General features: G+C 64.1%; 28 protein-coding genes. 19 read left to right on the top strand and 9 right to left on the bottom strand.

The annotated features are described in order from the left end of the window. The first annotated feature begins 505 nt into the window (after positions 1-505). Positions 506-2254, top strand: coding sequence for an adenylate/guanylate cyclase domain-containing protein (locus EN781_RS02345; RefSeq protein ID WP_126058345.1), 1749 nt, complete (start codon positions 506-508; stop codon positions 2252-2254). A 447-nt stretch (positions 2255-2701) separates the two neighbouring features. Next, a complete protein-coding gene (locus tag EN781_RS02340; RefSeq protein WP_127399746.1) occupies positions 2702-4420 on the top strand; it encodes an adenylate/guanylate cyclase domain-containing protein in 1719 nt (572 codons plus the stop codon). 303 nt (positions 4421-4723) lie between these two features. Here EN781_RS02340 and EN781_RS02335 read toward each other — a convergent pair whose 3' ends face one another. Continuing rightward, a complete protein-coding gene (locus EN781_RS02335) occupies positions 4724-5653 on the bottom strand; it encodes a LysR family transcriptional regulator (RefSeq protein ID WP_126058344.1) in 930 nt (309 codons plus the stop codon). 116 nt (positions 5654-5769) lie between these two features. Between EN781_RS02335 and EN781_RS02330 the strand changes: the two genes are divergently transcribed. Next, entirely contained in the window at positions 5770-6228 is a 459-nt protein-coding gene (locus tag EN781_RS02330) for a cupin domain-containing protein (RefSeq protein ID WP_126058343.1), read from the top strand. 460 nt (positions 6229-6688) lie between these two features. Beyond that, positions 6689-7708 carry an LLM class flavin-dependent oxidoreductase gene (locus EN781_RS02325; RefSeq protein ID WP_126058342.1) on the top strand — a complete coding sequence of 340 codons (1020 nt, stop codon included), beginning with the start codon at positions 6689-6691 and terminating at the stop codon, positions 7706-7708. 31 nt (positions 7709-7739) lie between these two features. Here EN781_RS02325 and EN781_RS02320 read toward each other — a convergent pair whose 3' ends face one another. Beyond that, positions 7740-8177 carry a CBS domain-containing protein gene (locus tag EN781_RS02320; protein WP_126058341.1) on the bottom strand — a complete coding sequence of 146 codons (438 nt, stop codon included), beginning with the start codon at positions 8175-8177 and terminating at the stop codon, positions 7740-7742. Positions 8178-8375: 198 nt separating this feature from the next. Here EN781_RS02320 and EN781_RS02315 point away from each other — a divergent pair, with 198 nt between their 5' ends. Next, entirely contained in the window at positions 8376-8771 is a 396-nt protein-coding gene (locus EN781_RS02315; RefSeq protein ID WP_126058340.1) for a hypothetical protein, read from the top strand. A 145-nt stretch (positions 8772-8916) separates the two neighbouring features. Here EN781_RS02315 and EN781_RS02310 read toward each other — a convergent pair whose 3' ends face one another. Further along, complete coding sequence (locus tag EN781_RS02310; protein WP_126058339.1) at positions 8917-9351, bottom strand: hypothetical protein; 435 nt, start codon at positions 9349-9351, stop codon at positions 8917-8919. 238 nt (positions 9352-9589) lie between these two features. Between EN781_RS02310 and EN781_RS02305 the strand changes: the two genes are divergently transcribed. The 3 genes from EN781_RS02305 (at position 9590) to EN781_RS02295 (ending at position 10452) form a co-directional block, all read left to right on the top strand. After that, the gene (locus EN781_RS02305; RefSeq protein ID WP_126058338.1) at positions 9590-9805 is read left to right on the top strand and encodes a hypothetical protein; all 216 of its coding nucleotides are present in this window, start codon (positions 9590-9592) and stop codon (positions 9803-9805) included. A gap of 109 nt (positions 9806-9914) precedes the next feature. Then, a complete protein-coding gene (locus EN781_RS02300) occupies positions 9915-10145 on the top strand; it encodes a hypothetical protein (protein WP_126058337.1) in 231 nt (76 codons plus the stop codon). A 118-nt stretch (positions 10146-10263) separates the two neighbouring features. Next, on the top strand, positions 10264-10452 hold the full coding sequence (locus EN781_RS02295) for a DUF3606 domain-containing protein (RefSeq protein ID WP_126058336.1): 189 nt from the start codon (positions 10264-10266) through the stop codon (positions 10450-10452). A gap of 22 nt (positions 10453-10474) precedes the next feature. Here EN781_RS02295 and EN781_RS02290 read toward each other — a convergent pair whose 3' ends face one another. Continuing rightward, on the bottom strand, positions 10475-10960 hold the full coding sequence (locus EN781_RS02290) for a hypothetical protein (protein ID WP_126058335.1): 486 nt from the start codon (positions 10958-10960) through the stop codon (positions 10475-10477). Positions 10961-11148: 188 nt separating this feature from the next. Here EN781_RS02290 and EN781_RS02285 point away from each other — a divergent pair, with 188 nt between their 5' ends. Further along, a complete protein-coding gene (locus tag EN781_RS02285) occupies positions 11149-11514 on the top strand; it encodes a RidA family protein (protein ID WP_126058334.1) in 366 nt (121 codons plus the stop codon). A gap of 31 nt (positions 11515-11545) precedes the next feature. Then, positions 11546-12772, top strand: a complete 1227-nt coding sequence (locus EN781_RS02280; RefSeq protein WP_126058333.1) for an amidohydrolase/deacetylase family metallohydrolase — start codon at positions 11546-11548, stop codon at positions 12770-12772. 155 nt (positions 12773-12927) lie between these two features. Here EN781_RS02280 and EN781_RS02275 read toward each other — a convergent pair whose 3' ends face one another. Further along, positions 12928-14718: an NAD(P)/FAD-dependent oxidoreductase gene (locus tag EN781_RS02275; RefSeq protein WP_126058332.1), complete on the bottom strand. Its 1791-nt coding sequence runs from the start codon at positions 14716-14718 to the stop codon at positions 12928-12930. A gap of 424 nt (positions 14719-15142) precedes the next feature. Between EN781_RS02275 and EN781_RS02270 the strand changes: the two genes are divergently transcribed. The 7 genes from EN781_RS02270 (at position 15143) to EN781_RS02240 (ending at position 23372) form a co-directional block, all read left to right on the top strand. Next, positions 15143-15232, top strand: coding sequence for a K(+)-transporting ATPase subunit F (locus EN781_RS02270; RefSeq protein WP_126058331.1), 90 nt, complete (start codon positions 15143-15145; stop codon positions 15230-15232). Between the two features lie 34 nt (positions 15233-15266). After that, positions 15267-16970: a potassium-transporting ATPase subunit KdpA gene (gene kdpA / locus EN781_RS02265; protein ID WP_127399745.1), complete on the top strand. Its 1704-nt coding sequence runs from the start codon at positions 15267-15269 to the stop codon at positions 16968-16970. A 22-nt stretch (positions 16971-16992) separates the two neighbouring features. Continuing rightward, complete coding sequence (locus tag EN781_RS02260; protein ID WP_126058329.1) at positions 16993-17208, top strand: hypothetical protein; 216 nt, start codon at positions 16993-16995, stop codon at positions 17206-17208. After that, positions 17205-19298, top strand: a complete 2094-nt coding sequence (gene kdpB / locus EN781_RS02255) for a potassium-transporting ATPase subunit KdpB (protein ID WP_126058328.1) — start codon at positions 17205-17207, stop codon at positions 19296-19298. The genes EN781_RS02260 and kdpB overlap by 4 nt, the downstream gene beginning before the upstream one ends. Before the next feature lie 11 nt (positions 19299-19309). Then, positions 19310-19879, top strand: coding sequence for a potassium-transporting ATPase subunit KdpC (gene kdpC / locus EN781_RS02250; RefSeq protein WP_126058327.1), 570 nt, complete (start codon positions 19310-19312; stop codon positions 19877-19879). A 71-nt stretch (positions 19880-19950) separates the two neighbouring features. Continuing rightward, complete coding sequence (locus tag EN781_RS02245; RefSeq protein WP_126058326.1) at positions 19951-22683, top strand: sensor histidine kinase KdpD; 2733 nt, start codon at positions 19951-19953, stop codon at positions 22681-22683. Beyond that, positions 22680-23372 (top strand): response regulator transcription factor, encoded by a 693-nt coding sequence (locus EN781_RS02240; RefSeq protein ID WP_126058325.1) that lies wholly within the window; start codon positions 22680-22682, stop codon positions 23370-23372. The genes EN781_RS02245 and EN781_RS02240 overlap by 4 nt, the downstream gene beginning before the upstream one ends. An 89-nt stretch (positions 23373-23461) precedes the next feature. Here the strand turns inward: EN781_RS02240 and EN781_RS35050 are convergent, their stop codons facing one another. Both EN781_RS35050 and EN781_RS02235 read right to left on the bottom strand, forming a co-directional pair. Next, positions 23462-23626 carry a hypothetical protein gene (locus EN781_RS35050; protein ID WP_245455386.1) on the bottom strand — a complete coding sequence of 55 codons (165 nt, stop codon included), beginning with the start codon at positions 23624-23626 and terminating at the stop codon, positions 23462-23464. Then, on the bottom strand, positions 23610-24032 hold the full coding sequence (locus EN781_RS02235) for an invasion associated locus B family protein (RefSeq protein WP_245455384.1): 423 nt from the start codon (positions 24030-24032) through the stop codon (positions 23610-23612). Before EN781_RS02235 ends, EN781_RS35050 begins: the two co-directional genes overlap by 17 nt. A gap of 215 nt (positions 24033-24247) precedes the next feature. Here EN781_RS02235 and EN781_RS02230 point away from each other — a divergent pair, with 215 nt between their 5' ends. After that, positions 24248-24547, top strand: a complete 300-nt coding sequence (locus tag EN781_RS02230; RefSeq protein WP_126058324.1) for a hypothetical protein — start codon at positions 24248-24250, stop codon at positions 24545-24547. A 134-nt stretch (positions 24548-24681) separates the two neighbouring features. Then, positions 24682-25158, top strand: coding sequence for an NUDIX hydrolase (locus tag EN781_RS02225; RefSeq protein ID WP_126058323.1), 477 nt, complete (start codon positions 24682-24684; stop codon positions 25156-25158). 2 nt (positions 25159-25160) lie between these two features. Here the strand turns inward: EN781_RS02225 and EN781_RS02220 are convergent, their stop codons facing one another. Together EN781_RS02220 and EN781_RS02215 are read right to left on the bottom strand one after the other, a co-directional pair. Beyond that, a complete protein-coding gene (locus EN781_RS02220) occupies positions 25161-26009 on the bottom strand; it encodes a citryl-CoA lyase (RefSeq protein ID WP_126058322.1) in 849 nt (282 codons plus the stop codon). Beyond that, positions 26006-26785: CoA transferase (locus tag EN781_RS02215; protein ID WP_127399744.1), on the bottom strand; the 780-nt coding region annotated here is incomplete at its 5' end. The genes EN781_RS02215 and EN781_RS02220, both read right to left, overlap by 4 nt.

Raw genomic sequence — 26785 nt, 5'->3', positions numbered from 1 at the left:
GGCGGCCGCGTGGTTGAAGGCGCGCGCCTGGAAACTGTGGTTACGGGAAACCGTAACGCGGGTTCGAATCCCGCTCTCTCCGCCAGAATTTTTCTAATAAGTTAATTATTTCAAATAGTTAGTTAACTCATAGAAGCGCTTCAAGGTCGAAGCGTCGTTAGTCTGTGTAACCTACGGTCAGGAATCCGCATAGTCCGCCATGGCGTCGCTCAACCTCGAGGAGGTCAGCGCCCTGTTTTGGGGCCGAGGGCGGACTGGCAGGTTCAGGCTGCGGTTGTTCAAAAGCGGACGTTCGGTTGAACGGGGACATAGTCGTGACCTGACCCAAAGTAGCCCGTCGGCAGCACCCGCGATCGGACCATAAACGACGCCGTGTGAGGAATGGCCCAAGAAACGTGGTGAGTTGATCGCTGTCGGCGCCGGCACTGGACGCTCGCATTCGAGGTAGGACTAGAATACGCTCGCCGCCCGAAGCTTCGACCTACGGAAGAGGCAGGACACAAGTATGGAGCGACGCCTCACCGCAATCCTTGCTGCCGACGTCGTCGGCTACAGCCGCCTCATGGGAGCCGACGAGGTTGGCACACTCACGCAGTTGAAGCACCTTCGCGCCGAGGTGATCGAGCCTAGGATCGCGCAGGCCCATGGACGCATCGTTGGTTCCGCCGGCGACAGTCTGCTTGTCGAATTTGCCAGCGCGGTCGACGCGGTACAGTGCGCGGTCGAAGCCCAGGAGGGATTGGCCGCTCACAATGCAAGTTTGCCCGAAGACAAGCGCATGACTTTCCGCATGGGCGTGAATTTGGGCGACGTGATTGCAGAGGACGACACAATCTACGGTGATGGTGTGAACATCGCCGCGCGGATCGAGAAGCTTGCAGAGGCTGGCGGCGTCTGCGTCGCGAGCAACGTCTACGAGCAGGTAAAGGGTAAACTAGACTATGCCTACACCGACCTCGGTAGCCATCAGGTCCACAACATCGTGGAGGCGGTGCGCGCCTATCAGGTCAGTCGAGCAAAACCAACTCCGGTATTCTCGACAAGGGAGAGGCTGATGCTTCCCGAAAAACCGTCCATCGCGGTCTTGCCATTCGACAACATGAGTGGCGACCCCGAGCAGGGCTACTTCGCAGACGGCATGGTGGAGGAGATCATCACCGCGCTGTCCCGGACGCGCTGGCTGTTCGTCATCGCGCGCAACTCGAGCTTTACCTACAAGGGACGGGCAGTGGACATTAAGCAGGTCGGACGCGAGCTTGGTGTGCGCTACGTGCTTGAAGGGAGCGTGCGCAAGGCGGCGAGCAGGGTTCGCATCACCGGGCAGCTTATCGACGCGACAACGGGAGCACATCTATGGGCCGACCATTTCGACGGCGAGCTGGAGGACGTTTTTGAGCTGCAGGAGGAAGTGACCAGGAGCGTCGTCGGAGCGATCGCTCCGAAGCTGGAACAGGCAGAGATCGAGCGGGCCAAGCGCAAGCCGACCGAGCACCTTGACGCTTACGACTACTATCTGCGCGGGATAGCAAGCCTCCACCAGTTGACCAGGAAATCCACCGCAAACGCCCTCCAGTTGTTTTACAAGGCCATCGAACTCGACCCTGAATTTGCCTCGGCATACGGCATGGCCGCCTGGTGTGCCGTCATTCGCAAGGCGAACGGTTGGATGACGGATCGCAAGCAAGAAACCGCCGAAACCGAGCGCCTGGCTCTGAAGGCCGTGGATTTGGGCAGGGATGACGCGATCGCTCTTTCCCGCGGCGGGACCGCGCTCGCCTACGTCGTGGGCGACAACAATAGCGGGGCAGCGTTCATTGATCGCGCGCTTGCGCTCAATCCGAACCTGGCTACCGCGTGGCTATTCAGCGGCTGGATCAGAGCCGACCTCGGCGATACGGAAACCTCACTTCGGCACCTGGCGACTGCGATACGCATGAGCCCAGTCGACCCGCTCATGTTCGACATGCAGAATGCGGTTGCAGTGGCTCATCTCTTCGCTGGTCGATTTGAGGAGGCATCATCTTGGGCTGAAAGGTCGTTGCGGGAAAAGCCGGACTTTTTGCCGTCGTTGCGCTTTGCCGCTGCAAGCTATGCTCACGCCGGCCGAACCGAGGATGCGCAAAAGGTCGTGAGCCGAATTCTCGCCCTCGATCCGGGCCAACGAATTTCCAATCTCGCCGACTTCGTTTCAGCCGTCCCAGCCCATATGGCTCTGCTTGCAGAAGGTTTGCGAAAGGCGGGGCTGCCGGAATAGCGCTGCCAGGCTGGCGCATCGATCACGAGTTGGGAACGCACCGAGATCGCAAAGACCGCACCGTGGGTGGCGTCGGCCCGGCACAACTCGCCGTAGGGCGCCGTACAAGCGATCCCGCGTCATCCATGGCGTCGCTCAGGGCGGACCGACCGCTTCTGGCGTACGCGAAGCGAGTAGCGGACACTTAAACCGATGGAACTGAGGCCCTGGATTGGACCCGAAGCCGTCACGGTCCGATTGCGAGGCAACTGCCGCGAACAAGCGGTAGGGAAGGTGGGACTCGCTCGTCGGTGGCGCTGCGGTAGGGTCGCCAAGGCGTCGCGCGAGCATAGCCTCAAGAAGCGTGATCTGTGGTATGATAGGCCGGTGAGGGCACGCTGGAAGCGCCGGTCCCTAACTGCCTCGGGCCTGCGGCTTGCGTGTCGCGAATCTTGACTGGGGCCCAACATGGAGCGGAAGCTCGCTGCCATCCTTGCCATCGATGTCGTAGGGTACTCGGCGCTCATGGAGGCGGATGAAGCGGGCACATTCGATCGGCTGAAACGTGGCCGCAAAGAGCTGTTCGAGCCGGAAATCGAGACGCGACACGGGCGAATCTTCAAGCTGATGGGAGACGGCCTGCTGGCGGAGTTCGGCAGCGTGGTAGATGCGGTCGAATGCGCGGTCACGCTTCAGCGCGGCATGGCGGAACGTAACGCGAGTGTCGCCGAAGACCAGCGCTTCGAAGTCCGGATCGGGATCAACCTTGGGGAAGTGATCGTCGAAGGGGACGATCGCTATGGCGAGGGCGTGAATGTGGCGTCGCGCCTCCAACAACTCGCCGAGCCCGGTGGCATCTGCGTTTCGGAGAAGGTGTCCAAGGAGGTCAGGCAGAAGCTGGCGTTTGCATTCGAGCCCATGGGCGAGCAGCGGGTGAAGAACATAGCCGAGCCGATATACTGCTATCGCGTGAACCTGCAGCTTCCGAGAGCGGCTCCGGTCGGGCGACTGGCATCGCTGGAATTGCCCGACAAGCCCTCAATCGCGGTTTTGCCTTTCACCAACATGAGCAACGATCCGGAGCAGGAAACCTTTGTCGACGGCTTGACCGAAGACCTGATCACCGACCTGTCTCGCTCAGCCGGCCTCTTCGTCATCGCGCGCAACTCGACCTTTGCTTACAAGGGGCGGTCGGTCGATGTGCGTTTGGCCGCACGTGATCTTGGGGTGCGCTATGTGGTTGAAGGCAGCGCCCGGCGCGCTGCAGCGCGCGTGCGCATCAATGCGCAGTTGATCGACGCGATCGGCGGCGATCATATCTGGGCCGAGCGCTACGACAGCAGCCTCGAGGATATCTTTGCAGTGCAGGACGAGGTCACGGCCAAGATCGTCGAAGCCCTTGTCGGCCGATTGGCCGGACAGCCGGCGCGCAAACGGCCGTCAAGTCTCGAAGCTTATGACCTCTGCGTGCGAGCCCGCGGCGTCAGTTTTCAGACCGGGTTAGGCGCGCGGGAAGCGCGCATGCTCCTGGAAAGGGCGATCGGACTCGATCCCGACTATGCCGAGGCACATAGCTTGCTGGCCCTCAATCTTTGGCTTGGCTGGCTGTTCTGGAACGAGCCGAAGGAAACCAACCAGCCTCGCGCGCTGGCTGAAGCGCAGCGGGCTGTGGCGCTCGACCCTAACGATGCCGGGAACCGCTGGGGGCTGGGCATCATACTTGGTCACGAACGGCGATACGCGGAATCGGATGCCGAATTCGAGGCGACCTTCAGGCTCGATCCCAATCATGCCGATGCATGGGCGATGCGCTCGGATCTCATCACCTTGAGGGGCGACGCGGTCAAGGGCGTCGAATTCGTGAAGCGGGCTTTGCGGCTCAATCCGCACCCACCGGGGTGGTACTATTGGATGGCAGGCCAAGCCTATTATGCGCTCGGCGACTATCAATCCGCGGTCGAGGCTTTACGCAAACCGGAAACCTACCGCACCACGTCGCGGCGCATGCTGGCGGCAGCCCTCACGCAGGTCGGGCGCCTGGATGAAGCCCGTCAGGAAGCGGAATTCTTCATGATGAGCAATCCCCATTTCAGCATCAGGCATTGGGCAACATCGCAGCCATTCGACGACGAGGAAGTGCTCCAGCGCTTCGTCGAAGGCTATCGCAAGGCTGGCCTTCCCGACTGAAGAGCGCATTGCTTTGGATCGCCGCCTTGCTCTAGTCAGGGTATAGGCTCGTCTTTTGACTATGAGGGCAATGCCACGCGACGATCGAGATGCTGCGCAAAGCGGATTGCTTTGAACCTTCGCCATAGAAGCACTTCAAGGTCAAAGTGTTGATCTGTGTAACGAACTGTCAGGACCGCTTGGTCCGCCATCGCGTCGCTTAACGTCGAGGTGGTCAGCGTCCTGTTTGGGCTGAGAGCAGTAGGTCCGCTTGTGGTTGAGGGAACAACGATGGCGGACGTTGAGATGCCAATGCACAAAAGCCTACGGATCAAACGAAGCAACAGCCACCAGTTGCTCACGAAGCCAAGCGTTCCCGGCGTCGCGATCAAATCGGCGGTGCCAGTACATTGTGACGTCCATAGCCGGCGGTTCCATCGGTGGTATGAAAATATCCAAATCGAGACGTTCGGCCACCAGACGCGCAAAGTGAGCCGGGATGCTGCCGAGCAGCTCGCTCGTTGCTACGGCGAGCGCCACGGCCTGGAAATGCGGAACGGTCATGGCGACCTTGCGTGACAGGCCGAGCCTTTCGAGCGCAGGATCTATGGTTCCAGTCTTGGCCCCGTCGGCCGAACGCAACACCTGCGGGATGGCGCAGAAAACGTCGGCAGGAATGGTCTCTCCAGGCTTGATGCCCTTTGGCCCCAGCAACGGATGCCCACGGCGGGCGATGCAAACAAGCCAGGAACGGAACAGCTTGTGGCTGACGATCCACTCCGGCGTCTCCAGTGCCCGGTCCAACGCGATGTCGGCCCTGTCGTCGCTCAGCAGGCCGAAAACGTCTGTCGAAGGGTGATCTATCATCTGGAGGGTGATCGACGGCGCAACGGGCGCCACCTTTGCCGCCAGCTTCGGCATGAGCAAAGCCGAGAAATAGTCCGATCCGATCAGCATGAAGGACCGGGTCGACGTCCGAGGATCGAACGTTGCGTTTGCCGTTAGAGCCAATTCGATTTGCACCAATGCCTGGCGCACCGGCTCCTTCAGCTGGAGTGCGCGCGGTGTTGGCATCATGCGGTTGCCGTCGCGCACGAAAAGCTCGTCGCCGAGGATGGAGCGCAGGCGCCCGAGCGCCGAGCTGACCGCCGGCTGCGACAGGCCGACCCGTTCCCCGGCGCGTACCGTACTTCGCTCCAGCATCATGGCGTCGAAAACGCGCAACAGATTGAGATCGAACGCGGCCAAATTCACGGCGCCAATATCCCGAATACGATCATTCGATTTCCGCCAGTCGGATCATTGTTCTAACAATGCAAACGTTGCTGCAGCACCGACCCTAGTTGACCGAACATGGAAAGGGAAACGCGATGGACATCGCCCCAGGCTCGGTGCGCGCAGCGCGCACCGTCAAATGGATGGACACGGTCTACAGGATCAATGTCGGCAGATACCAAAGCGGCGGCATAGTCAGCGTCTTCGAATCCACCGTGCCCTCGCGCGGCGGCCCGCCCGTGCATGTGCACCACAATGAGGACGAAGTGATCCACGTGATCGAGGGCACCTACGAATTCTGGCTCGACGGTCAGTTCATGATGGTGCCCGCGGGCGCGTCGATCTTCCTACCCTGCGGCGTACCACACACGTTCCGCGTTGCGAGTGCCGAGCCAGGCCGCAACCTTACGATTTTGACGCCCGGCGGGCTGGAGGAGTTCTTCGTCGAGGCGGCCGCACGCGAACTGGCCATTCCTGATCAGATGACCGAAGTGGCGGAACTCGCGAGCCGCTATGGGATCGAGTTCCGTGGACCGGCCAAGTGGGTTGACTAGTTCGAACCGTCAGCGAGAGTCGCAATGACGAGGTGGCGCGGTGTCCCGCGTCGCCTCGTCATGACCGTTCAGGACAGATGACCTGGCCTAGGCTGGAAATCCAGCGAAGGGGCGCCCGCTTCTGGATCAACCGGATGATATGATCGTACGCAAATAGGAATGGATACGCGCAACCTCGACCTCCAACTTCGTGCCCGCAATGTCTGCTTGCAGGAAATGGCGATGCTGACATTCCTTGCGCGCGCGACCCTCGGATACCGCTCAAAACGGGTGGACGGACTCGGAGCAGCGAGCTTATAGAAGCCGTGACCTCTGTCGCCCGGCCGTGTAACTAATTGCGCAGCAAAAAGATGAATATTTTCAATGTTATAGGCCTATGATCGAAAGACGCTCTCTCCGCCAGAAGGCCTATGTGCCATCATACCCCGCATAATCCGCCCACCCCGCATCCGGTAATCCCATGAAGAAAATTGGCTTTCTGTCGTTCGGACATTGGTCGCCGTCGCCGCAGTCGGGGACGCGCTCGGCGGCCGACGCGCTGCTCCAGTCGATCGACCTTGCCGTCGCCGCCGAGGAGCTGGGCGCCGACGGCGCCTATTTCCGCGTCCACCATTTCGCCCGCCAGCTCGCCTCGCCCTTTCCGCTGCTGGCCGCCGCCGGCGCCAGGACGCGCCGCATCGAGCTCGGCACCGCCGTCATCGATATGCGCTACGAGAACCCGCTCTACATGGTCGAGGACGCCGGCGCCGCCGACCTCATCGCCGGCGGCCGGCTGCAGCTTGGCATCAGCCGCGGCTCGCCGGAGCAGGTGATCGATGGCTGGCGCTATTTCGGTTACGTGCCCGAGGAGGGCAAGAGCGATGCCGACATGGCCAGGCGCCACGCCGAGGTCTTCCTCGAGGTGCTGCGCGGCCATGGCTTTGCCCAACCCAATCCGCGGCCGATGTTCCCCAATCCGCCGGGCCTGCTGCGCCTGGAGCCTTTGTCAGAGGGCCTGCGCGACAGGATCTGGTGGGGCGCGGCCACCAACGCCACGGCGGAATGGGCGGCAAAGTTGGGCATGAACCTGCAGAGCTCGACGCTCAAATTCGACGAAAGCGGCCAGCCGCTCCATATCCAGCAGGCCGAGCAAATCCGCGCCTTCCGCAAGGCGTGGGCGGAGGCCGGCCACAGCCGCGAGCCGCGCGTCTCGGTGAGCCGCAGCATCTTCGCGCTGGTCAACGACATGGACCGCGCCTATTTCGGCGGCAGCGAGGACGAGGATCATTTCGGCTATATCGAACCCGAGAAGCGTGCCGTCTTCGGCCGCACCTATGCGGCCGAGCCGGATGTGCTCATAGAACAGCTGAGGGCGGACGAAGCGATCGCCGAGGCCGACACGCTGCTTCTCACCGTGCCCAACCAGCTTGGCGTCGCCTACAATACGCATGTGATCGAGGCGATCCTCAAATTCGTCGCGCCGGCCCTCGGCTGGCGCTGACGGGTCGATTTCGAGCCGCCGGCGTGGTCCGTCAGTGCGCGGTCTGCGAATGCTCGCCGCCCGGCTGCGAAATGCCGCCAAGCGCCTCGCCAGCCCATTCAGTATTGCCGGCGGTGGCGAGATCGCCGAGCGAAATGATGCCGACCAGCCGGTGCTCGCGACTGATGACCGGCATCCGCCGCAGCTTGAGGTCGCCCATGTTGCGCAGGATATCGTCCACTTCCTGGTCGTCGAAGCAGTATTTCACCTCCGCGCTCATCACTTCCCTGATCTTCGTATCGGGCCCCTTGCCTTCCGCCACGCCGCGAACGGCAATGTCGCGATCGGTGATCATTCCGACCAGCCGGTCATTCTCGCCGACGGGCAAAACACCGGCGTCAAGATCGGCCATGGCCCGAGCCGCGTCGCGCAAGGTCTGGTCCGGACTGGCGACCCGAACGGCCTGCGTCATGCAATCCCTGATTTTCATGATTCTCTCCTCGCGTTGCAGCGCCCTCGCCAATGCGGTGATCAGGAAGAATGAACGCCTGTCCGAAACGTTCCATCTTCAACCAGATGACGCTGTCGGGTGGCGGCTCCGCGCTGAAGCCTTCATCATCGGGAACCATCGGTCGGTCGAAGTGTTGTGACGCAAGGAACCCACCCCGAGAGAATGGAAGGAAAGACAATGCGGATGTTGACGATGATCGTCACGCTCTCGGCGCTCGCCCTGGCGCTACCGGTCTCGGCGCAGATCGCGGAGCCGCAGCGGCCCCAGAACCTGCCCCCTGCGCAAGAGCCGCTGCCGGACCAGACGGCGCCCGATCAGGATCTCTCCGCACAGGATTTCACCAATATCGCCCTGGTGGCGGTCGAGGACCTGCCGGCGGAAATCAAGGCGCAGGCGGAGGCCGTGATCACCGAGACCAGCGCCGAGGATCTCTTGAAACTGCAACGTTCAGTCGACGCCTCGCCGCAGGCACTGTCGGTCTTGCAGGCCAACGGGCTCAGCTCCTCGCAGGTCGTCGCTGCCAACATCGATTATGATGGCACGCTGACGCTGATCATCCAAACCACAACATGACAAGCGCCCCGGGGGAAGGCGCCGACCCGACCGACGACCGCAATCAACTGCGGAACCATATTGGCCGCGATCTCGCTAACTCGATCGAGTGGCTCCGGTCGAGGTCTAACCAGAGCCGGCATCGACGCGCTGCTCGCCTGCTACGTCAGTGCATGAACACGCCGCGCAGCCAGGCGAAGAAGCCGGATCCCGGCGAGTTCGCCGCGCGTACGCGAGAGGCCGCCCATCTGGCCGGCAGCGTCGCGCCGACATGGCAATGGCAGACGATCTCATGCAACTGCCAGTCGCTCAGCTCGAAGAAGCGCCTGGCTTCGCCGTAGCTGTCATCGGCCAGGCCCTGAGCGCGAAAGACCGGATCCTCGAAGGCGACCGTGATCGGCGATCCCGAAGCGCGCATCCTGTCGCGCAGGTCGGGAGCCGTGTATTCGGTGCCGGCGAGCGCCCCGAGGCGCCGGTCGGGATCCTGCTCCAGAAGTTGCGCCCAGCGTTCGAGGCGCTGGCCGCGGGTTGCGAAGAGATACGTCGCCTCGGCATGGACGTCGGCAACGGCATTGAGTTGGTCTACGGTCTGGTGTTTCACGGCCGCCTCCTGTTTCAGCAGATGACCCACCCCCTTGTGGAATTATGGCGCCGCTGGAGGTCGGCAAGCCCCGAACGGGCTGCGTCGTGAATCATTTTCGAGCATGGCTCGGCCCATGCCGCGGCCGGCGCGTAGGGCCGGATCGGAACCATACGCGAGCGCGACCGTTCCGCCTGTATCGCCCATTAACGTCGAGCCTGAATGATAGCGCCTGAGAGGCCGAGCGCAGGGACATCACATGACGGCAATTCTTCCCAATCCCGACCCCACACCCATGCCAACCCCACCGCCGCTACCCGAACCGAAGCCCATGCGAGAGCCGGAGCCGCAGCGGCTTCCGGACGAGGACCCGGTTCCCAACCCCGACGAGAACGACGCGCCGCCCAAGCACGCGATCGGGATCGACCTGTCCATGACGTTCCTATCTGAGGATCATCGAGGACAGGTCGGTTGAAATAGCGGCAGGCTGTCTCCAGTGACTGGTCGGACCACCATTTCGCTAGCAGAAACCAGCATTCGGCGTATCATCCTTTTGGGTGAAGGTTCATGGCAGGAGGAGGCCTATGAGCGTCGTGCCAAAAGTGCCGGCTATCGACTCGACGGCCGAAGAACTTGTTTCATCTACGCTTTCAAGATTCCGTGCCGGCGACACCATATCGACCAAGGCGGCGATCGACGCCATCCGCCGCATCGGCCCGGCTTGCGACGACAGCGACGACCATCTGGTAGAGCTGATTGTCATGGCGGCAATTGGTAAGACCATGGCGGTGGTTTTCGATCATCGGACCCACTAGGAACTCGTACCTAAAACTCTCGAAACTCTCGGCGCCCAGGAAGGTCGCGCCCAATCGAGGTTCCGGGGAACCCCACCGGACCCTTTTCGTTATCTCGTGTTGAACGAGGAACGCAGTCATGGCCGACGACAAGACGAAGACCGACAACCGCGACCGTTCGCAAGTGGCCGGCGACGAGGACTACGAGGTCAGGCATTTCGCCGAGGAAGCAGGCATCACGCCGGAACAGGCCCGCACGCTCATCAAGCGGCACGGGACCGACCGCAAGGTGCTGCACGAGATCGCCGAGAGCATCAAAGGGCAGTAGGTCGAGGGCTTCCGACGCGAGCCTAGCTCCCCAGCGGGTGGGGCATGTAGCCGACGAAGCCCGCTATCTTCCAGCGGCCACCGACCTTCGAGCAGAAATAGAGCGTTTGCCACTTCAGCCTGTCGACGCTGCCGTCCGCCTTCGCGATGGAACCGTTGAACTTCTTGTGCAGCACCGCCCGGTCGCCGTCGACATCGATGTCGCGCATGTTGGTGACCCGAAAAAGCGCCTCGCGCAGCGGCTCGGCGAATTTCGTCGCTGCGGTTTCCTTGGCCTGGCGCAGCCATTCGTCGCGATAGGCGGCGAGCGTCGGAAACTGCAGCCGCCAGGCATCCGCGTCGTTGAGGAAATGCGCATGCATGCCGAAGAAGCTTTCGGCGACGAAATCGTCCTCGACCATCGACCAGTCCTGCGAGAGAAAGGCGTCGATGTCGCGCCGCACCAGCATGTCCCACAGCGCATGACGATCGGCGTCGCCGGCCGGAAACGGGTTCTTGTCGAAGGTCATTTTCTTTCTCCCGGATCGCGACCGGCATGGCGGCGCAACATGCTGATCCACTTCTAGCAAAGCAACATCCATCTCGAAAAATATTGCTCTCCAGCCAGCGGCACTAGGAGGATCGCGCCAATAGGGATAGAGGGTCGGCAACGGCAGACTCCGAACAGTCCTGCCATGTCTGAACAGGAGGCTATTTCTTGCCCAAGCAGTGTTTCGGAACATCGCATGTGCCGCTATCCCCCGCGGTCCGTGCGGGCGACTTCGTCTATGTCTCTGGCCAGGTGCCGGTCGGAAGCGACGGTATGGTCGTCCAGGGTGGCATCGTCGAGCAGACCGAGCAGGTGCTTCAGAACATCAATGCGGCCCTGGCGCTTGCCGGCTGCACCATGGACGATGTGGTCAAGACGACGGTCTGGCTGGAGGACGCGCGCGACTTCGGCACCTTCAACACCGTCTATGCCAGGCATTTCCCGAAGCATCCGCCGGCCCGCACGACGGTCGAGTCGCGGCTGATGATCGACATCAAGATCGAGGTCGAGGCCGTCGCCTATCGGCCGCTCTGACAGAGAGACCAGAACAACCGGAGGCTGCCCGATGCAATTCGATCTCCTGATAAAGGGCGGCCGCCTTATCGATCCGGCTTCCGGGCTCGATGCGCCACGTGACCTCGCCTTCGCCAACGGCCATGTCGCCGCGATCGAAGCGGCGATCGACGCCGAACACGCGAAACAAGTGATCGACGCGAGGGATTGCCTCGTCACGCCCGGCCTCATCGACCTGCACAGCCACGTCTACTGGGGCGGCACCTCGCTCGGTGTCGACGCCGACCGGCTCGCGGCGAAGAGCGGCACCACTACCTTCATCGACGCCGGCAGCGCCGGCGCGGGCAATTTCCTCGGCTTTCGCCGCCACGTCATCGAGCGTTCGAAGGTCCGCATCCTCGCCTACGTCAACATCTCCTTCGCCGGCATTTTCGGTTTCTCGCAAACGGTCTCTGTCGGCGAATGCAGCGATCTGAGGCTCTGCGAGCCGCGCGAAACGGTGGCTGCCGTTCGCGAGCACGCCGATGTCGTCGTCGGCGTCAAGGTCCGCTCCGGCCGTCACGCCGGCGGCACCAGCGGCATCGCCCCGGTCGACCTGGCGCTGGAGGCCGCCGACCAGGCCGGCCTGCCGCTGATGGCGCATATAGACGAGCCGCCGCCCGGACGCTCGGAAGTGCTGCCGCGGCTGCGCCGCGGCGACATCCTCACTCACTGCTTCCGCCCCTTCCCCAACGCGCCGGTCTTCGCCTCGGGCGCGGTGCGCCCCGACATGCGGCTGGCGCGAGAGCGCGGCGTCATCTTCGACATCGGCCACGGCATGGGCTCTTTCGACTTCGAGGTCGCGAAGGCAATGCTGGCCGAGGGGCTCGCGCCCGACGTCATCTCGAGCGACGTGCATCTCTACTGCGTCGACGGCCCAGCCTTCGACATCCTCGTCTGCATGTCGAAGCTTTTGGCGCTCGGCATGCCGCTGGTCGAGGTGCTGCGCGCGGCGACGCAGCGCCCGGCCGAGGCGATCGCGCGGCCCGATCTTGGCGCGCTGAAGGTCGGCGGCATCGGCGACGTCGCGGTGCTCAGGCAGCAACCGGGCCGCTTCACCTTTGTCGACGCGGTCGGCGCCTCGCTGGTCGCCGATCAGCGGCTCGTTTCAGAGGGCATCGTCCTCGGCGGCAAATGGTGGCCAAACGAGGCCGCCGACCACAACGAGACCGAGCGCTTCGAGGCGCATGCGGGTCACACGCATGTCGAGGTTGCGGCCAGGCATTTCGGGCATGGGTGATCTCCCCCCTTGAGGGGGAGATGTCGCCGAAGGCGACAGAGGGGGTCGCCGCGCGTGAAGCGCCAGCCTTCATCTGTCGCAGGAGGTCGAGCCCAGTCGAACCGACCCCCTCTGGCCTGCCGCCATCTCCCCCACAAGGGGGGAGATCGGTAGCTTCAGCGCCCCGCGTTGCTCGGCTCGCCATAGACCGGTGTCGCGATCCCTTCCATGCGCGCCTTGAGCTGCAGCGCCACGAACTTCGAATAGAAGCGCGACAGCGCGAGGTTGCCGCCATGGAACCACAGCGCCTCCTGCGCCGTCGGCTTCCACATGTTGCGCAACTCGCCCTGCCAGGGACCGGGATCGCCTCTCACGCCCGAGCCCAGGCCCCAGCATGGACCGACCCTGTCGGCGACCTCGCGCGAGACGATCGCAGCCACCGTCTCGTTCATCGACCGATAGCCGGTGCAGGAGATGATCGCATCGACCGCGAGTTCGCTGCTGTCGTCGAAAAGGATGCCGCTCGGTGTCAGCGACTTGATGCCGACACCGCTCCGCACCGCGATCTGTCCGTTGATGATCAGCTCGCAGGCGCCGACGTCGATGTAGAAGCCCGAGCCGGTGCGGTAGGCCTTCATCAGCAGCCCGGTCTCATCCTCGCCGAAATCGAGGGCAAAGCCGCTGTCGCTGAGGCGCTTGTAGAAATCAGCATCTCGCTCGCGGATAATGTCGTAGAGCGCGCGCTGCCCCTTCGGCACCAGCGCAAAAGGCGTCGAGGCGACGATCATGTCGGCCTTGTCCGTGGTGATGCCGCGGGCTAGCGCCTTTTCCGAGAATATCTCGAAGCCGACTTCCATCAGCGTGTCGGACTTCACCACCGTCGTCGGCGAGCGCTGGACCATGGTGACCATGGCGCCCGCCTCCCAGAGGTCGACGCTGACGTCATGCCCCGAGCTTGCCGCGCCGATGACCGCGACGCGCTTGCCGCGGAACTTCTCGCCGCTGGAATACTGGCTGGAATGCAGGATCTCGCCCTTGAAGGCCTCGGCGCCGGGCAGACTGATCTGCCGCGGCGGTCCGTAGGCACCGGTCGCGAAAACGATGTGCTTCGGCTTCAGGGTGATGCGCTGGCCGACTCGGTCAACGATGACGGTCCAGGCCTTTTCGGCTTCGTCATAGGCGGCGCTGACGCATTTGGTGGCGACCCAATAGTTCAGCTCCATCACCCGTGCATACATTTCCAGCCAGTCGCCCATCTTGTCCTTGGGCGTGAACACCGGCCAGTTCTCCGGGAACGGAATGTAGGGCAGATGGTCGTACCAGACCGGATCGTGCAGCACGAGCGAGCGATAGCGGTTGCGCCAGGAATCACCGGCGCGCGCATTCTTCTCGATGATGAGCGCCGGAACGCCAAGCTGCCTCAGCCTGGCGCCGAGCATGATGCCGCCCTGGCCGCCGCCGATCACCAGGCAGTAGGGCTGCTCCCTTACACCAAGGTCGCGTGCCTCGCGCGCCCGCGCCTCCGCCCAGGTCTCGCGATCGGGATCGGCCTTGTGGCGGATGCCGAGCGGCCGCGCCGGACCCTTTTGCTCCTCGAACCCCTTGAGCTCGCTCATTGCCGTGAACAGGCTCCGACAGCGACCGTCCTTGAGGCGCAGGATCCCCTCGCCCCTGGCAACGACTGTCTCGAAGCTGAACCAGGCCTCGATGAGGCCATCGTCGACGCTCGCTTCGCCGGTAAGGCTCCATCGCGACGGCTGTGCCGTCGCGAGCGTCGCCTCCAGCATGCCGCGGATCGCCGCCCGGCCCTCCATCGTCTTGATGTTCCATGTGAAGGTGAGCAGGTCGCGCCAGTAGCAGTCCTCGACGAAAAGATTGGCCACTGCCTCGATGTCGCCGGCTTCGAGCGCGCGGGCGAAGGAACCGAGCCAGGTGGCCGCCTGCTGCGATGGTGCGATGTCGAGCATTTTTTGTCCTTCCTCGGAATATCGACCGCGCGTCGCCAAACCTGGCGCCACGCAGAATGTGCCTCGAGACTATTGATAATCCGGTGAGGCCAGCCTGCAAGTGCCCCACGGGACAGTGAGAGGCGGCGGCGCCGGTCAGGCGAGCCGAAATCTTTATGGGATTCCTATTTCTTTCCTGTCCGCCCCGTCTCGAACCTTTATGGCCTTCCGATCCATATTCCCGGAGGCAAGCACCCCGTAACGGCTGCAGCATTGCAGTCGCGGCGGTGTCTTGTGCCGCTCTGACCCTGCCAGGCCGAAGCCAACCGGAAATAAGGACCACGCGCGATGGACGTCATCGTTATCGGGATAGGGGTTTTGTTCTTCGCCCTATCCTTCGCCTACATCAAAGCCTGCGACATTCTCTGAGCGGAAGGTCCGAAAAATGCTTCTCGATTATTTCCTCGGTGGTGGCGTGACCTTGTTCCTGCTCGTCTACCTGACATACGCCCTCGTTCGCCCGGAACGCTTCTGACCGCATCTGGCGCAAGGCACGGAAAGCTATTCTCATGACTCTCAACGGATGGATACAGATCCTCGTCTATTGCGGGATCGTCGTTTTGCTGGTGAAGCCGCTCGGCGGCTACCTGTACCGGGTCTTCAACGGCGAGCGCACCTTGCTGTCGCCGATCCTCGGCCCGGTCGAACGCGGGCTCTATCGCATTTCGGGAACCAGCGACCGCGAGGAGCAGCACTGGACCATCTATGCGGCCGGCATCATGGTCTTCAGCCTGGCGAGCTTCCTGCTGCTTTATGCCCTTCAGCGGCTGCAGGGCGTGCTGCCCTACAACCCCGCGGGCATGACGGCCGTCGAGCAGAACCTCGCCTTCAACACCGCCGCCAGCTTCGTCACCAACACCAACTGGCAGAACTATGGCGGCGAAAGCACCATGTCCTACCTGGTGCAGATGGCCGGCCTTACCGTGCAGAACTTCGTCTCGGCGGCCGTCGGTATTGCCATCGCGGTGGCGCTGATCCGCGGCTTCGCCCGCGCCTCGTCGAAGTCGATCGGCAATTTCTGGGTCGATGTGACCCGCTGCACCCTCTACATCCTGCTGCCGCTCTGCGTCCCACTCACCCTCGTCTATGTCTGGCTGGGCATGCCGCAGACGCTTGGCCCCTATGTCGACGCCACCACGCTCGAGGGCGCCAGGCAGACGCTCGCCCTCGGACCCGTCGCCTCGCAGGTCGCCATCAAGATGCTCGGCACCAATGGCGGCGGCTTCTTCAACGCCAATGCCGCGCATCCTTTCGAGAACCCGAACGCGATCTCCAACCTGATCCAGATGGTGACGATCTTCGCGTTGGGCGCGGCGCTGACCAACGTCTTCGGCCGCATGGTCGGCAACCAGCGCCAGGGCTGGGCGATCCTCGCCGCCATGGGCGCGCTGTTCGTCGCCGGAGTCGCCGTCTGCTACTGGGCGGAAGCATCGGGCAATCCGCTGGTCCATGCGCTCGGCATTGACGGCGGCAATATGGAAGGCAAGGAGACGCGCTTCGGCATCCCCGCATCGGCGCTGTTTGCTGTCATCACCACGGCCGCCTCCTGCGGCGCGGTGAACGCCATGCATGACTCCTTCACCGCCATCGGCGGCCTGGTCCCCATCCTCAACATGCAACTCGGCGAGGTCATCGTCGGCGGCGTCGGCGCCGGCTTCTACGGTATCCTGATGTTCATCGTCGTCGCCGTCTTCGTCGCCGGCCTGATGGTCGGCCGCACGCCCGAATATCTCGGCAAGAAGATCGAGGCCAAGGAGGTCAAGATGGCGATGCTGGCCATTCTCTGCCTGCCGCTGGCGATGCTGATCTTCACGGCCATAGCGGTCGTGCTGCCGAGAGCCGTCGCCTCGATGGGCAATGGCGGTCCGCACGGCTTCTCCGAGGTCCTCTACGCCTACACGTCCGCCGCCGCCAACAACGGCTCGGCCTTTGGCGGCCTCACCGGCAACACGCCTTGGTACAACATCACGCTCGGCATCGGCATGCTGATGGGCCGCTTCCTGGTCATCATCCCGGCGCTGGCCATCGCCGGCTCGCTGGTGGCGAAGAAGACGGTTCCCGCTTCCGCCGGCACTTTCCCCACCGACGGTCCGCTGTTCGTCGGCCTGCTGGTCGGCGTCATCCTGATCGTCGCCGGCCTCACCTTCTTCCCGGCGCTGGCGATCGGACCGATCGTCGAGCACCTGGCGATGATCCACGGGCAAACATTCTGAAGCCGTCCCTTCCGAGGCAACCATGTCCTGGTTCCACATCATGCGTCGCAAGGCTCAGCCTCGAGCTGAGAATGAGGGGGAGGCAACTCCCCCTCCCTTCCCGACCATATCCACCTTCCTCGGCCTGGCAGTGGTCATGATCGTGATCTGGCTGCTGGTCTACGGGCCGCCGCACTTCTTCTCGGCACCCGACCACTCGGTGCCGTCCAACACCATCGATACTGGAGCCTCCAGATGAGCCAGTCCAAATCCGCGAGCATCATCGATGCCCGCATCCTGTGGCCCGCCATCGGCGGCGCCTTCAGGAAACTCGACCCGCGCACGCTGGTCAGGAACCCGGTGATGTTCGTCGTCGCCGTCGTCTCGCTGCTCACCACCGTGCTGTTCGTAAGGGATCTCCTCGCCGGCGGCGGCGATCGCGGCTTCACGCTGCAGATCATCATCTGGCTGTGGTTCACCGTGCTGTTCGCCAACTTCGCCGAAGCCGTCGCCGAAGGCCGCGGCAAGGCGCAGGCCGACTCGCTGCGCAAGGCGCGCACCGAGACGCAAGCCAAGCTTCTCGCCGGAGAGGACCGCGCCAGGTTCAAGCTGGTGCCCGGCACCAGCCTCAAGGTCGGCGACGTCGTGCTGGTCGAGGCCGGCGACATCATCCCCTCCGACGGCGAGGTGGTCGAGGGCGTCGCCTCCGTCAACGAGGCGGCGATCACCGGCGAATCCGCCCCGGTCATCCGCGAATCCGGCGGCGACCGCTCGGCCGTCACCGGCGGCACGCAGGTGTTGTCCGACTGGATCCGCGTGCGCATCACCGCCGCTTCCGGCCACACCTTCCTCGACCGCATGATCTCGCTGGTCGAGGGCGCGGAACGTCAGAAGACGCCGAACGAGATCGCGCTCAACATCCTGCTCGTCGGCATGACGCTGATCTTCGTGCTGGCCACCGCCACCATCCCGAGCTTCGCCTCCTATTCGGGCGGCTACATCTCGGTGACGGTGCTGGTCGCGCTCTTCGTCACGCTGATTCCGACGACCATCGGCGCGTTGCTCTCGGCCATCGGCATCGCCGGCATGGACCGCCTGGTGCGCTTCAATGTGCTTGCCATGTCCGGCCGCGCCGTCGAGGCGGCTGGCGACGTCGACACGCTGCTGCTCGACAAGACCGGCACCATCACGCTCGGCAACCGCCAGGCGACGGAGTTCCGTCCGGTCAAGGGCGTCAGCGAGCAGGAACTGGCGGACGCCGCGCAGCTCGCCTCTTTGGCCGACGAGACGCCGGAGGGCCGCTCGATCGTCGTGCTGGCCAAGGAGAAATACGCCATCCGCGCCCGCGACATGGCAACGCTGCACGCGACCTTCGTGCCGTTCACAGCGCAGACCCGGATGAGCGGCGTCGACATCGACGGCTCGTCGGTGCGCAAGGGCGCCGTCGATTCCGTGCTCGCCCATGCCAACCAGTTGACATCAGCCAGCCATGCGACGCGGCCGAGCACCGAAACGATCCGGGATCTGCAAGCGATCGCCGACGAGGTCGCCAAGTCCGGCGGCACGCCGCTGGCGGTCGAGCGCGACGGCCGCCTGCTCGGCATCGTCCACCTGAAGGACATCGTCAAGGGCGGCATCCGCGAGCGTTTTGCCGAACTGCGCAAGATGGGCATTCGCACCGTGATGATCACCGGCGACAACCCGATGACGGCGGCGGCGATCGCCGCGGAGGCAGGCGTCGACGACTTCCTCGCCCAGGCGACGCCCGAGGACAAGCTGAAGCTGATCCGCGACGAGCAGGCCAAGGGTAAGTTGGTCGCCATGTGCGGCGACGGCACCAACGATGCGCCGGCGCTCGCCCAGGCCGATGTCGGCGTCGCCATGAACACCGGCACGGTGGCCGCGCGTGAAGCGGGCAACATGGTGGACCTGGATTCCGACCCGACCAAGCTCATCGAGATCGTCGAGATCGGCAAGGCGCTGTTGATGACGCGCGGCTCGCTGACCACCTTCTCCATCGCCAACGACGTCGCCAAGTACTTCGCCATTATTCCAGCGATGTTCGCCGTCTTCTACGTGGCGCCGGGCCAGACCGCCGGCCCGCTGCAGGCGCTCAACATCATGCATCTGGCGACGCCGCAGAGCGCCATCCTGTCGGCCATCATCTTCAACGCGCTGATTATCATCGCTCTGATCCCGCTGTCCCTGAAAGGCGTCAAATACCGCGCCATCGGCGCCGGCGCGCTGCTCAGCCGCAATCTCCTCGTCTACGGCCTTGGCGGCGTCATAGTCCCCTTCGTCGGCATCAAGGCGATCGACATGGCCGTCACCGCGCTCGGCCTCGCATAAGGACCATCTCCATGCTCAAGCAAATCAGACCCGCGATCGTCATGATAGTCTTCTTCACCATCCTCACCGGCCTGGTCTACCCGATCGGCATGACCGGGATCGCCCAGGTGCTGTTTCCGCGCCAGGCCAATGGCAGCCTGATCGAGAAGGACGGCAAGGTAATCGGCTCCGAGCTGATCGGCCAGGCCTTTGCCAGCGACCGCTACTTTCACGGCCGCCCCTCGGCCGCCGGCGACGGTTACAACGCCGCCGCCCCGAGCGGCTCCAACCTCGGTCCAACCAATCCCAAGCTGATCGACCGCATCAAGGGCGACGCCGAGAAGCTGAAGGCGGAAAACCCGGGTCACCCGGTGCCGATGGATCTGGTCACGACCTCCGGCAGCGGGCTTGACCCGCATATCAGCCCCGAGGCCGCCTATTTCCAGGTTCCCCGCGTGGCCAAGGCCAGGGGTCTCGACGAGGCCAAGGTCAAGACGCTTGTCGACAGCCATGTCGAGGCTCGCGAACTCGGTGTTCTGGGTGAGCCGGTGGTAAACGTGCTGGCGCTCAACCTTGCGCTGGACGACTCCACGAAACAGTAATGGTAGCGCCGGGGATCGACAGCCTACCCGGCGCCATCCATGTTTAGGATTGGTGCCAGACGCAGGATCAGATGCCGGACGACAGAAGCAACGCCGAAAAAAGGCCCTCGCCGGACGCGCTGCTCGAGCATGCCGAGCGGGAAGGGCGCGGCCGCCTGCGGATTTTCCTCGGTGCAGCGCCCGGCGTCGGCAAGACCTACGAAATGCTGATGGCCGGCCGCGCCCGGCTGGCCGACGGCATGGACGCGGTGATCGGCGTCGTCGAGACGCATGGCCGCAAGGAAACCCAGGCGCTGGTCGAAGGCTATGAGGTGATCCCGCGCCGCCAGGTCGACTACAAGGGCCGCGTCCTCGACGAGATGGACATCGACGCCATCCTTTCCCGCCGCCCGGCGCTGGTGCTCGTCGACGAACTCGCCCACACCAACGCTCCCGGCAGTCGTCATCCCAAGCGCTATCTCGACGTCCACGAGATCCTGACGCACGGCATCGATGTCTACACCACGCTCAACATCCAGCATGTCGAAAGCCTGAACGATGTCGTGGCGCAAATCACCCGTGTGAGGGTGCGCGAGACGGTTCCCGATTCCATAATCGACCAGGCCGACGACATCGAGATCATCGACCTCACGCCAGACGACCTGATAAAGCGGCTTGAGGAAGGCAAGGTCTATTTCCCCAACACTGCGCAGCGCGCCATCGAGAACTACTTCTCGCCCGGCAATCTGACGGCGCTGAGGGAGCTGGCGCTGAGACGCACCGCCCAGCGCGTCGACGAGCAATTGCTGAACCACATGCAGTCGCACGCCATACCGGGGCCATGGGCGGCGGGGGAAAGGGTGCTTGTCTGCGTCGACGCCCGTCCGGGCGGGGCTGCCCGCATCCGCTATGCGCGCCGACTGGCCGAACGGCTGCGCGCGCCATGGACAGCGCTGCATGTTGACACGCCGCGCTCGGCCGCCATGCCCGAGAAAGACAAGGATCGGCTGGCGGCGAATCTGCGGCTGGCCGAACAGCTCGGCGCCGAGGTGACCACCATTCCTGGCCAGTATGTGGCGCAGGACATCGTCCGCCATGCCAAGGCGAACAACTTCACCCATATCGTTATCGGCAGACCGACCCGGTCGCGCTGGCGGGAATTGATCGAAGGCTCGCTCACCTATGATCTCATCCGCGATGCCGGCGACATCAGCGTCCATGTCATCTCGGGGACCGAACAGGGCACCGAGGCGAAGACTGTCGGGACGGCAGCCGAGCAGAGGCCCTTCGAAATCTGGGCCTATCTGCTTGCCACGGCCTATGTCGCGGGCTCTCTCGCCTTCAGCGCGGTCCTCGACCAGTTTCTCGACGTCCGCAACCTCGCTATCGTATTTCTCGTGGCAGTGCTGGCATCGGCGGTGACCGGCGGCTTCTGGCCGGCCTTGTACGCCTGCATGGTCAGCGCCCTGGCGTTCAACTTCTTTTTCCTCGAACCGCGCTACACGCTGACGATCCGGGATCCGGAGAGCATTGTCGCGCTCGCCATTTTTCTCGTCGTCGCCGTCATCGCCAGCAATCTGACGGCGCGCGTGCAGCGCCAGGCGATCGCCGCCCGCTCGCGGGCGCGCGCCACTGAAGACCTCTATCAGTTCTCGAGGAAGCTCGCCGGCGCCGGCACGCTGGACGACGTGCTGTGGGCCACCGCCTTCCAGATCGCCCTGATGCTGAAGCTGCGCGTCGTGCTGCTCCTGCCGGAGAACGGCACCATCACCGTCAAGGCAGGCTATCCTCCCGACGACACGCTGGCCGAGGCCGACATCGCCGCTGCCCGCTGGGCCTGGGAGCATAACCGCGCCGCCGGCCGCGGCGCCGACACGCTGCCCGGCGCGAAACGCCTCTATCTTCCGCTCAGGACCGGCCGCACGCCGATCGGCGTCGTCGGCCTCGACGACGACAGGCAGGGGCCGCTGCTGACGCCCGAGCAGAAGCGCCTGCTCGACGCGCTCGCCGACCAGGCGGCGGTCGCCATCGAGCGCATCCAGCTCGTCGCCGACGTCGACCGCGCCAAGCTCGCAGCAGAGGCCGACCGCTTGCGCTCGGCGCTGCTCACTTCGATCTCGCACGACCTCAAGACCCCGCTCGCCGCCATCATGGGTGCGGCCGGCACGCTGAGGGAATTCTCGGCTGCACTGCCCGAAACCGACCGCGCCGAGCTCTTGTCGACCGTGCTCGACGAGTCGGAGCGGTTGAACCGCTTCATCGCCAACCTGCTCGACATGACCAAGATCGAATCCGGCGCGATGGAGCCGAACTGCGCCCTCCACTATGTTGGCGACATTGTCGGCTCGGCCCTGCTCAGGGCGCGCAGGATCGTCGAGGAGCACAAGACCGAGATCGACATCCCCGCCGACCTGCCGATGCTCAGGCTTGACCCGGTGCTGTTCGAACAGGCGCTGTTCAACCTCCTCGACAATGCCGCGAAATACGCCCCACCCGGCTCGACGATCCGGCTGCAGGGCTGGGTCGACAGCGGCTCCATCATCCTGCAGATCATGGATGAGGGGCCGGGCATCCCGCCCGATGATCTGGAGCGGATCTTCGACACCTTCTACCGGGTGCGCAAGCGCGACCAGGTGCGCGCCGGCACGGGGCTCGGCCTGTCGATCAGCCGCGGCTTCATCGAGGCGATGGGCGGCACGATCACCGCGGCAAACCGCACCGACCGAAGCGGCGCGATCTTCACCATCCGCATGCCGGTGCCGCCTGAATTGCCCGGCATGCACCGAGCCAGGGCGGACGATCAGACCAACGGTGATGCGGCATGACCAATCAGAACGTCACCATATTGGTCGTGGACGATGAACCGCCGATCCGCAAATTGCTGCGCGTCGGCCTTGGCAGCCAGGGCTATGCGGTCTCCGAAGCGCCCAACGCGAAGGTAGCAATCGAGCTGGTGGGGACGGAGAAGCCGGACCTGATCCTGCTTGATCTCGGCCTGCCCGGCATGACCGGTCATGAATTGCTCGGCAAATGGCGGGGCGACGGCCTCGACATTCCCGTCGTCATCCTTTCCAGCCGCACCGACGAAGCCGGCATCGTCTCGGCATTGGAGCTCGGGGCCGACGACTACGTCACCAAGCCGTTCGGCATGAACGAGCTTGTCGCGCGCATCCGCGTGGCGCTGCGCCACAAATTCCAGCGGCAGGGCGAAAAGCCGGTGTTCCACACCGGCGAGCTGACTGTCGACCTGGTCAAGCGCATCGTCACGGTCGCGGGCAAGGAGGTGAAGCTCTCGCCCAAGGAATACGACATTTTGCGCATCCTGGTGCAGCACGCCGGCAAGGTGCTCACCCACCATTTCCTGCTGAAACAGGTCTGGGGCGATTCCACCGACGTGCAGTATCTGAGGGTCTACGTTCGCCAGCTCCGGCAGAAGATCGAGAAGACTCCCGACCAGCCGCGCTACATCACCACCGAGACCGGTGTTGGCTACCGTCTGCGCGAGGTGGAGTGACAAGGGCGATCGGCTTCCCCGATCCGTCTCGATCCCCAAGGGCGATCGGCTTCGTCGATCGTCCCGGTCTGTCGGAACAGCAATCGAGTTCAGTCCGCCGACAGCTCCGCCGTCCTTGCCAGCGCGCCGCCCAAGCCGTTGAGCGAAATGGAGAAGCTGATCGGCTGCGCCGTGTCGGCGGCGACCGCATTGACCTTCAGGCTGGTGCCGTTCTGGAGCAGCGGCGTGGTGTCGGCGTCAAAGGCAACCGGCACACGACAGCCTGGCAGGTGTTGAACTGCAAGATGCCTTCCAGTTCTTGTCGTCGATCTCCAGCGTGATGCCCTTGGCCAGCGCCAGGCCGAACGGCAGCGCCAGGGTGCCAGCGGCATCCTCGCCGGTCTTGGTCGACAATTCGATCGCCAGCAGACGCTGGTTGGTCTGCTTGCTGAACTGCTGGTGCGAGAGGCTGCAGGCCTTGGCCGCGCCGTTGACCTGGCAATTGACCACCCAGTCGCCATGGGTCTCCGAGAGCGCCGAGGCCCCGCCTGGCAGTTGCGGCTTGGCCGCGTCGGCGGCCGGCGCCACCTTGTCGCCCTTGGTCTGCGCAGCGATTGCCCAAACCGGCACGCCGAGGATGCAGACAGCGCCAACCATCGCCGCGAGATACCTGCTTCTCATGGGGATCCTTCTTGGAAGGCTCGGCTCCAGCCACTGGCTCGGCCTGGCACCGGCCGACAGAGCGGCGAAACAACCGCCCCCGTCAAGTGCAATGCCAGGTTGGAGGGCACATTCCTGGCCGATGAACCAATCAATTTGGCGTGGCTGCCCATCGACCATGGCACCGCCGGTCAAATGCCCTATATGGGTGGTAGGTTTAACGCGGGAGCGGATCGATGCGGCAGCTTCGTCCAACGACGGTTCTCATATCGGCAATGCTGGCGACGGCGATGGTGGTGGCCGTGGCTCCGCATGCCTTGGCGCAGGTGATTATCCCAACAAATCGCAATGTTCTGGTCCAGCAGAACGAACTGCTGCAGCTGCAGAACAGGATGCTGCGGCAGCAATTCCAGCAACAGCAGCAGCTGAATCGCGAGCAGGATCGCCAGATCGTGCCGCAGCCTCGACTGCAGGTACCGGTGGTCAAGCCGAGCTGCCAGGTGCTGGGCAATGCGATTTTGACGTCGTGCCGCTGACAAGCCGGCATTTTCGATTTATTTAGCCGACTTACCTGCCGGAAAAATGCACTGTTGCATCGGCGGCGGTTTGGGGTTTTGCGGGATGGCGCCCTCCTTGCTCGGGAAGGAGCGATCCGACTGGGTTTCTGGGAATGGCAGCGACCAAGAAGACAGCCGTGCGCAAGGCAAAGAGGGGCGAACGGATTCGCCAGGTGGCGGCGATACCCTTTCGGCTGGGCCCTGATGGTGGCATCGAGGTGATGCTGGTGACGTCGCGCACGACCAGACGCTTCATCGTGCCCAAGGGCTGGCCGATGAAGGGCAAGAGCGGGCGCAAGGCGGCCATGATCGAGGCGCGGGAAGAAGCCGGCGTCCTCGGCGACATCCTGAAACAGCCGGCCGGCACCTATTCCTACTGGAAACGCCTGGCAAGCCGCTTCGTCCGCGTCGACGTCATCGTCTACCTGCTGAACGTGACGGAGGAGCTGCCCCGCTGGATGGAAGCGGGCACGCGGCAGCGGGCATGGCTTGCCCCGGCCGATGCGGCGCTGCTTATCGACGAGCCGGATCTGTCGACGTTGCTGAGGGATTTGACTGTCCCCCAGACCGAGCCTCCCGACGCGATTTGAGATCAGCGGCTCTCATCCTCGCGCCCGGGAAACGGTCGTACCGGAGTACCCGTATAGGCCCACAGCCATTCCCGCGGCAGCGGTCCCTTGTTGCGCTCGGTTTCCTGCGACTGCTCCCAGGCATGCGCCAGGATGCCGACCGAGCGCGACAGCACGAACAGGCCGCGCGTCAGCGGCGGCGGGAAGCCGAGTTCGCCATAGATCACCGCCGTCGCGCCGTCGATGTTGAGCGGGATGCGCTTGCCCTTGCGCCGCGCCACCTCGGCCTCGATGGCCTCTGCGATGTCGGCGAAGCGGCCACCGACCACGCCGCGCGCCGCGAAATCGCGGGTCAGTTCGATGAGCCGCGGCGCGCGCGGATCAACCGGATGGAAGCGATGGCCGAGACCCGGCACATAGCCCCTGTCTTCGGCGAAGAAACGATCGAGCCGCGCCGCCACCGCATCGGCCAGCGTCGTGCCCTGGTCCATCGCCGCGGCGATGTCGCCGTAGAAGGAAAGCGCCTGCTCGCCGGCGCCGCCATGCACGTCGCCCAGCACGTTAATGGCCGAAGCCATCGCATTGTTGATACCGACGCCGCAGGTCGCCGCCATGCGGGCGATGGCGATCGACGGCGCCTGCGGCCCGTGGTCGACGGCCGCACCCAGCGCGATGCCAAGCAGCGCCGCCTGGTCCTCGCTGGGCAATTCGCCGCGCAGCATCAGCCAGATCATGGCCGGAAAACTGACGCGGCCGATAAGGTCCTGGATCTCGTAGCCGCGCAGCCGGATCACGCCTGGGCTCATCTCGATGATGCCGGTCCGCCACCAGTCCTCGCCGCGCAGGCGGCCGGCCTTTTTCTCCTGGCTCATGCCTGCGCTCTTGTCTTGCCGCGCGCCGGCAGCGTCGCAAAGACATCATCCATATGTTCGCCCAGCGCCGGCGGCGGCCCGGCCGGCAATGGCGCTGCGCCGTCGACCATGAAGCCGCCGCGCACCACGGTCAGTGCCTGATCCATGCCGGGCATGCCTTCGAAGCGGGTCGTCATGCCGCGCTCTGTCACTTGGCGCTCGCCGAGCACTTGCGGGATGGTCAGCACCCGTCCGGCCGGCACGCCGGCGCGGTTGAGCTTTTCCTCCCAGGCGGCCGCCGAGGCATCCGCCAACGCATCCTCGATCAGCACCTTCAGCGCCGCGCGGTTCTGCTTGCGCGTCTCGCGTTCGGCAAAGCGCGGATCGGACGCCAGCTCCGGCCGGCCGATCAATTGGCAGAGCGTGACGAACTGCTCCTGCTTGTTGGCGGCGATGTTGAGCAGCCCCTCGCCGGTGCGGAACGCGCCGGACGGTGCTGCCGTCATGTTCTCATTGCCCATCGGCCGCGGCTCGACGCCGGCAGTCAGATAGTTGGACACCGGCCAGCCAAGTGCAGAGAGTGTGCATTCGAGCATCGACACGTCGAGGAACGCCCCCTCGCCGGTCGTCTTCTGCTTGACCAGCGCGGCGGCGATGGCGAAGGCGCCGACCAGCCCGCCCAGCGTGTCGGCGACCGGATAGCCGACACGCAGCGGCGCCGTCTCCGGGGTGCCGGTGATGCTCATGATGCCCGACAGCCCCTGGATGATTTGGTCGTAGGCCGGATTGTCGCGCAT

The sequence above is a fragment of the Mesorhizobium sp. M4A.F.Ca.ET.090.04.2.1 genome (assembly GCF_003999085.1).
Classification (GTDB): domain Bacteria; phylum Pseudomonadota; class Alphaproteobacteria; order Rhizobiales; family Rhizobiaceae; genus Mesorhizobium.
The sequence above is the reverse complement of the archived record's forward strand: the minus strand, read 5'-3'. Positions and strand labels throughout refer to the sequence as shown.

Coding starts and splice junctions, on each gene's coding strand:
- EN781_RS02330 (WP_126058343.1), top strand. CDS start 5,770: ATGGACATCGCCCCAGGCTCGGTGCGCGCAGCGCGCACCGTCAAATGG.
- kdpC (WP_126058327.1), top strand. CDS start 19,310: ATGCTCAAGCAAATCAGACCCGCGATCGTCATGATAGTCTTCTTCACC.
- EN781_RS02245 (WP_126058326.1), top strand. CDS start 19,951: ATGCCGGACGACAGAAGCAACGCCGAAAAAAGGCCCTCGCCGGACGCG.
- kdpB (WP_126058328.1), top strand. CDS start 17,205: ATGAGCCAGTCCAAATCCGCGAGCATCATCGATGCCCGCATCCTGTGG.
- EN781_RS02280 (WP_126058333.1), top strand. CDS start 11,546: ATGCAATTCGATCTCCTGATAAAGGGCGGCCGCCTTATCGATCCGGCT.
- EN781_RS02270 (WP_126058331.1), top strand. CDS start 15,143: ATGCTTCTCGATTATTTCCTCGGTGGTGGCGTGACCTTGTTCCTGCTC.
- EN781_RS02345 (WP_126058345.1), top strand. CDS start 506: ATGGAGCGACGCCTCACCGCAATCCTTGCTGCCGACGTCGTCGGCTAC.
- kdpA (WP_127399745.1), top strand. CDS start 15,267: ATGACTCTCAACGGATGGATACAGATCCTCGTCTATTGCGGGATCGTC.
- EN781_RS02240 (WP_126058325.1), top strand. CDS start 22,680: ATGACCAATCAGAACGTCACCATATTGGTCGTGGACGATGAACCGCCG.
- EN781_RS02230 (WP_126058324.1), top strand. CDS start 24,248: ATGCGGCAGCTTCGTCCAACGACGGTTCTCATATCGGCAATGCTGGCG.
- EN781_RS02305 (WP_126058338.1), top strand. CDS start 9,590: ATGACGGCAATTCTTCCCAATCCCGACCCCACACCCATGCCAACCCCA.
- EN781_RS02315 (WP_126058340.1), top strand. CDS start 8,376: ATGCGGATGTTGACGATGATCGTCACGCTCTCGGCGCTCGCCCTGGCG.
- EN781_RS02320 (WP_126058341.1), bottom strand. CDS start 8,177: ATGAAAATCAGGGATTGCATGACGCAGGCCGTTCGGGTCGCCAGTCCG.
- EN781_RS02325 (WP_126058342.1), top strand. CDS start 6,689: ATGAAGAAAATTGGCTTTCTGTCGTTCGGACATTGGTCGCCGTCGCCG.
- EN781_RS02290 (WP_126058335.1), bottom strand. CDS start 10,960: ATGACCTTCGACAAGAACCCGTTTCCGGCCGGCGACGCCGATCGTCAT.
- EN781_RS02220 (WP_126058322.1), bottom strand. CDS start 26,009: ATGAGCCAGGAGAAAAAGGCCGGCCGCCTGCGCGGCGAGGACTGGTGG.
- EN781_RS02340 (WP_127399746.1), top strand. CDS start 2,702: ATGGAGCGGAAGCTCGCTGCCATCCTTGCCATCGATGTCGTAGGGTAC.
- EN781_RS02275 (WP_126058332.1), bottom strand. CDS start 14,718: ATGCTCGACATCGCACCATCGCAGCAGGCGGCCACCTGGCTCGGTTCC.
- EN781_RS02300 (WP_126058337.1), top strand. CDS start 9,915: ATGAGCGTCGTGCCAAAAGTGCCGGCTATCGACTCGACGGCCGAAGAA.
- EN781_RS02235 (WP_245455384.1), bottom strand. CDS start 24,032: ATGAGAAGCAGGTATCTCGCGGCGATGGTTGGCGCTGTCTGCATCCTC.
- EN781_RS02260 (WP_126058329.1), top strand. CDS start 16,993: ATGTCCTGGTTCCACATCATGCGTCGCAAGGCTCAGCCTCGAGCTGAG.
- EN781_RS02225 (WP_126058323.1), top strand. CDS start 24,682: ATGGCAGCGACCAAGAAGACAGCCGTGCGCAAGGCAAAGAGGGGCGAA.
- EN781_RS02295 (WP_126058336.1), top strand. CDS start 10,264: ATGGCCGACGACAAGACGAAGACCGACAACCGCGACCGTTCGCAAGTG.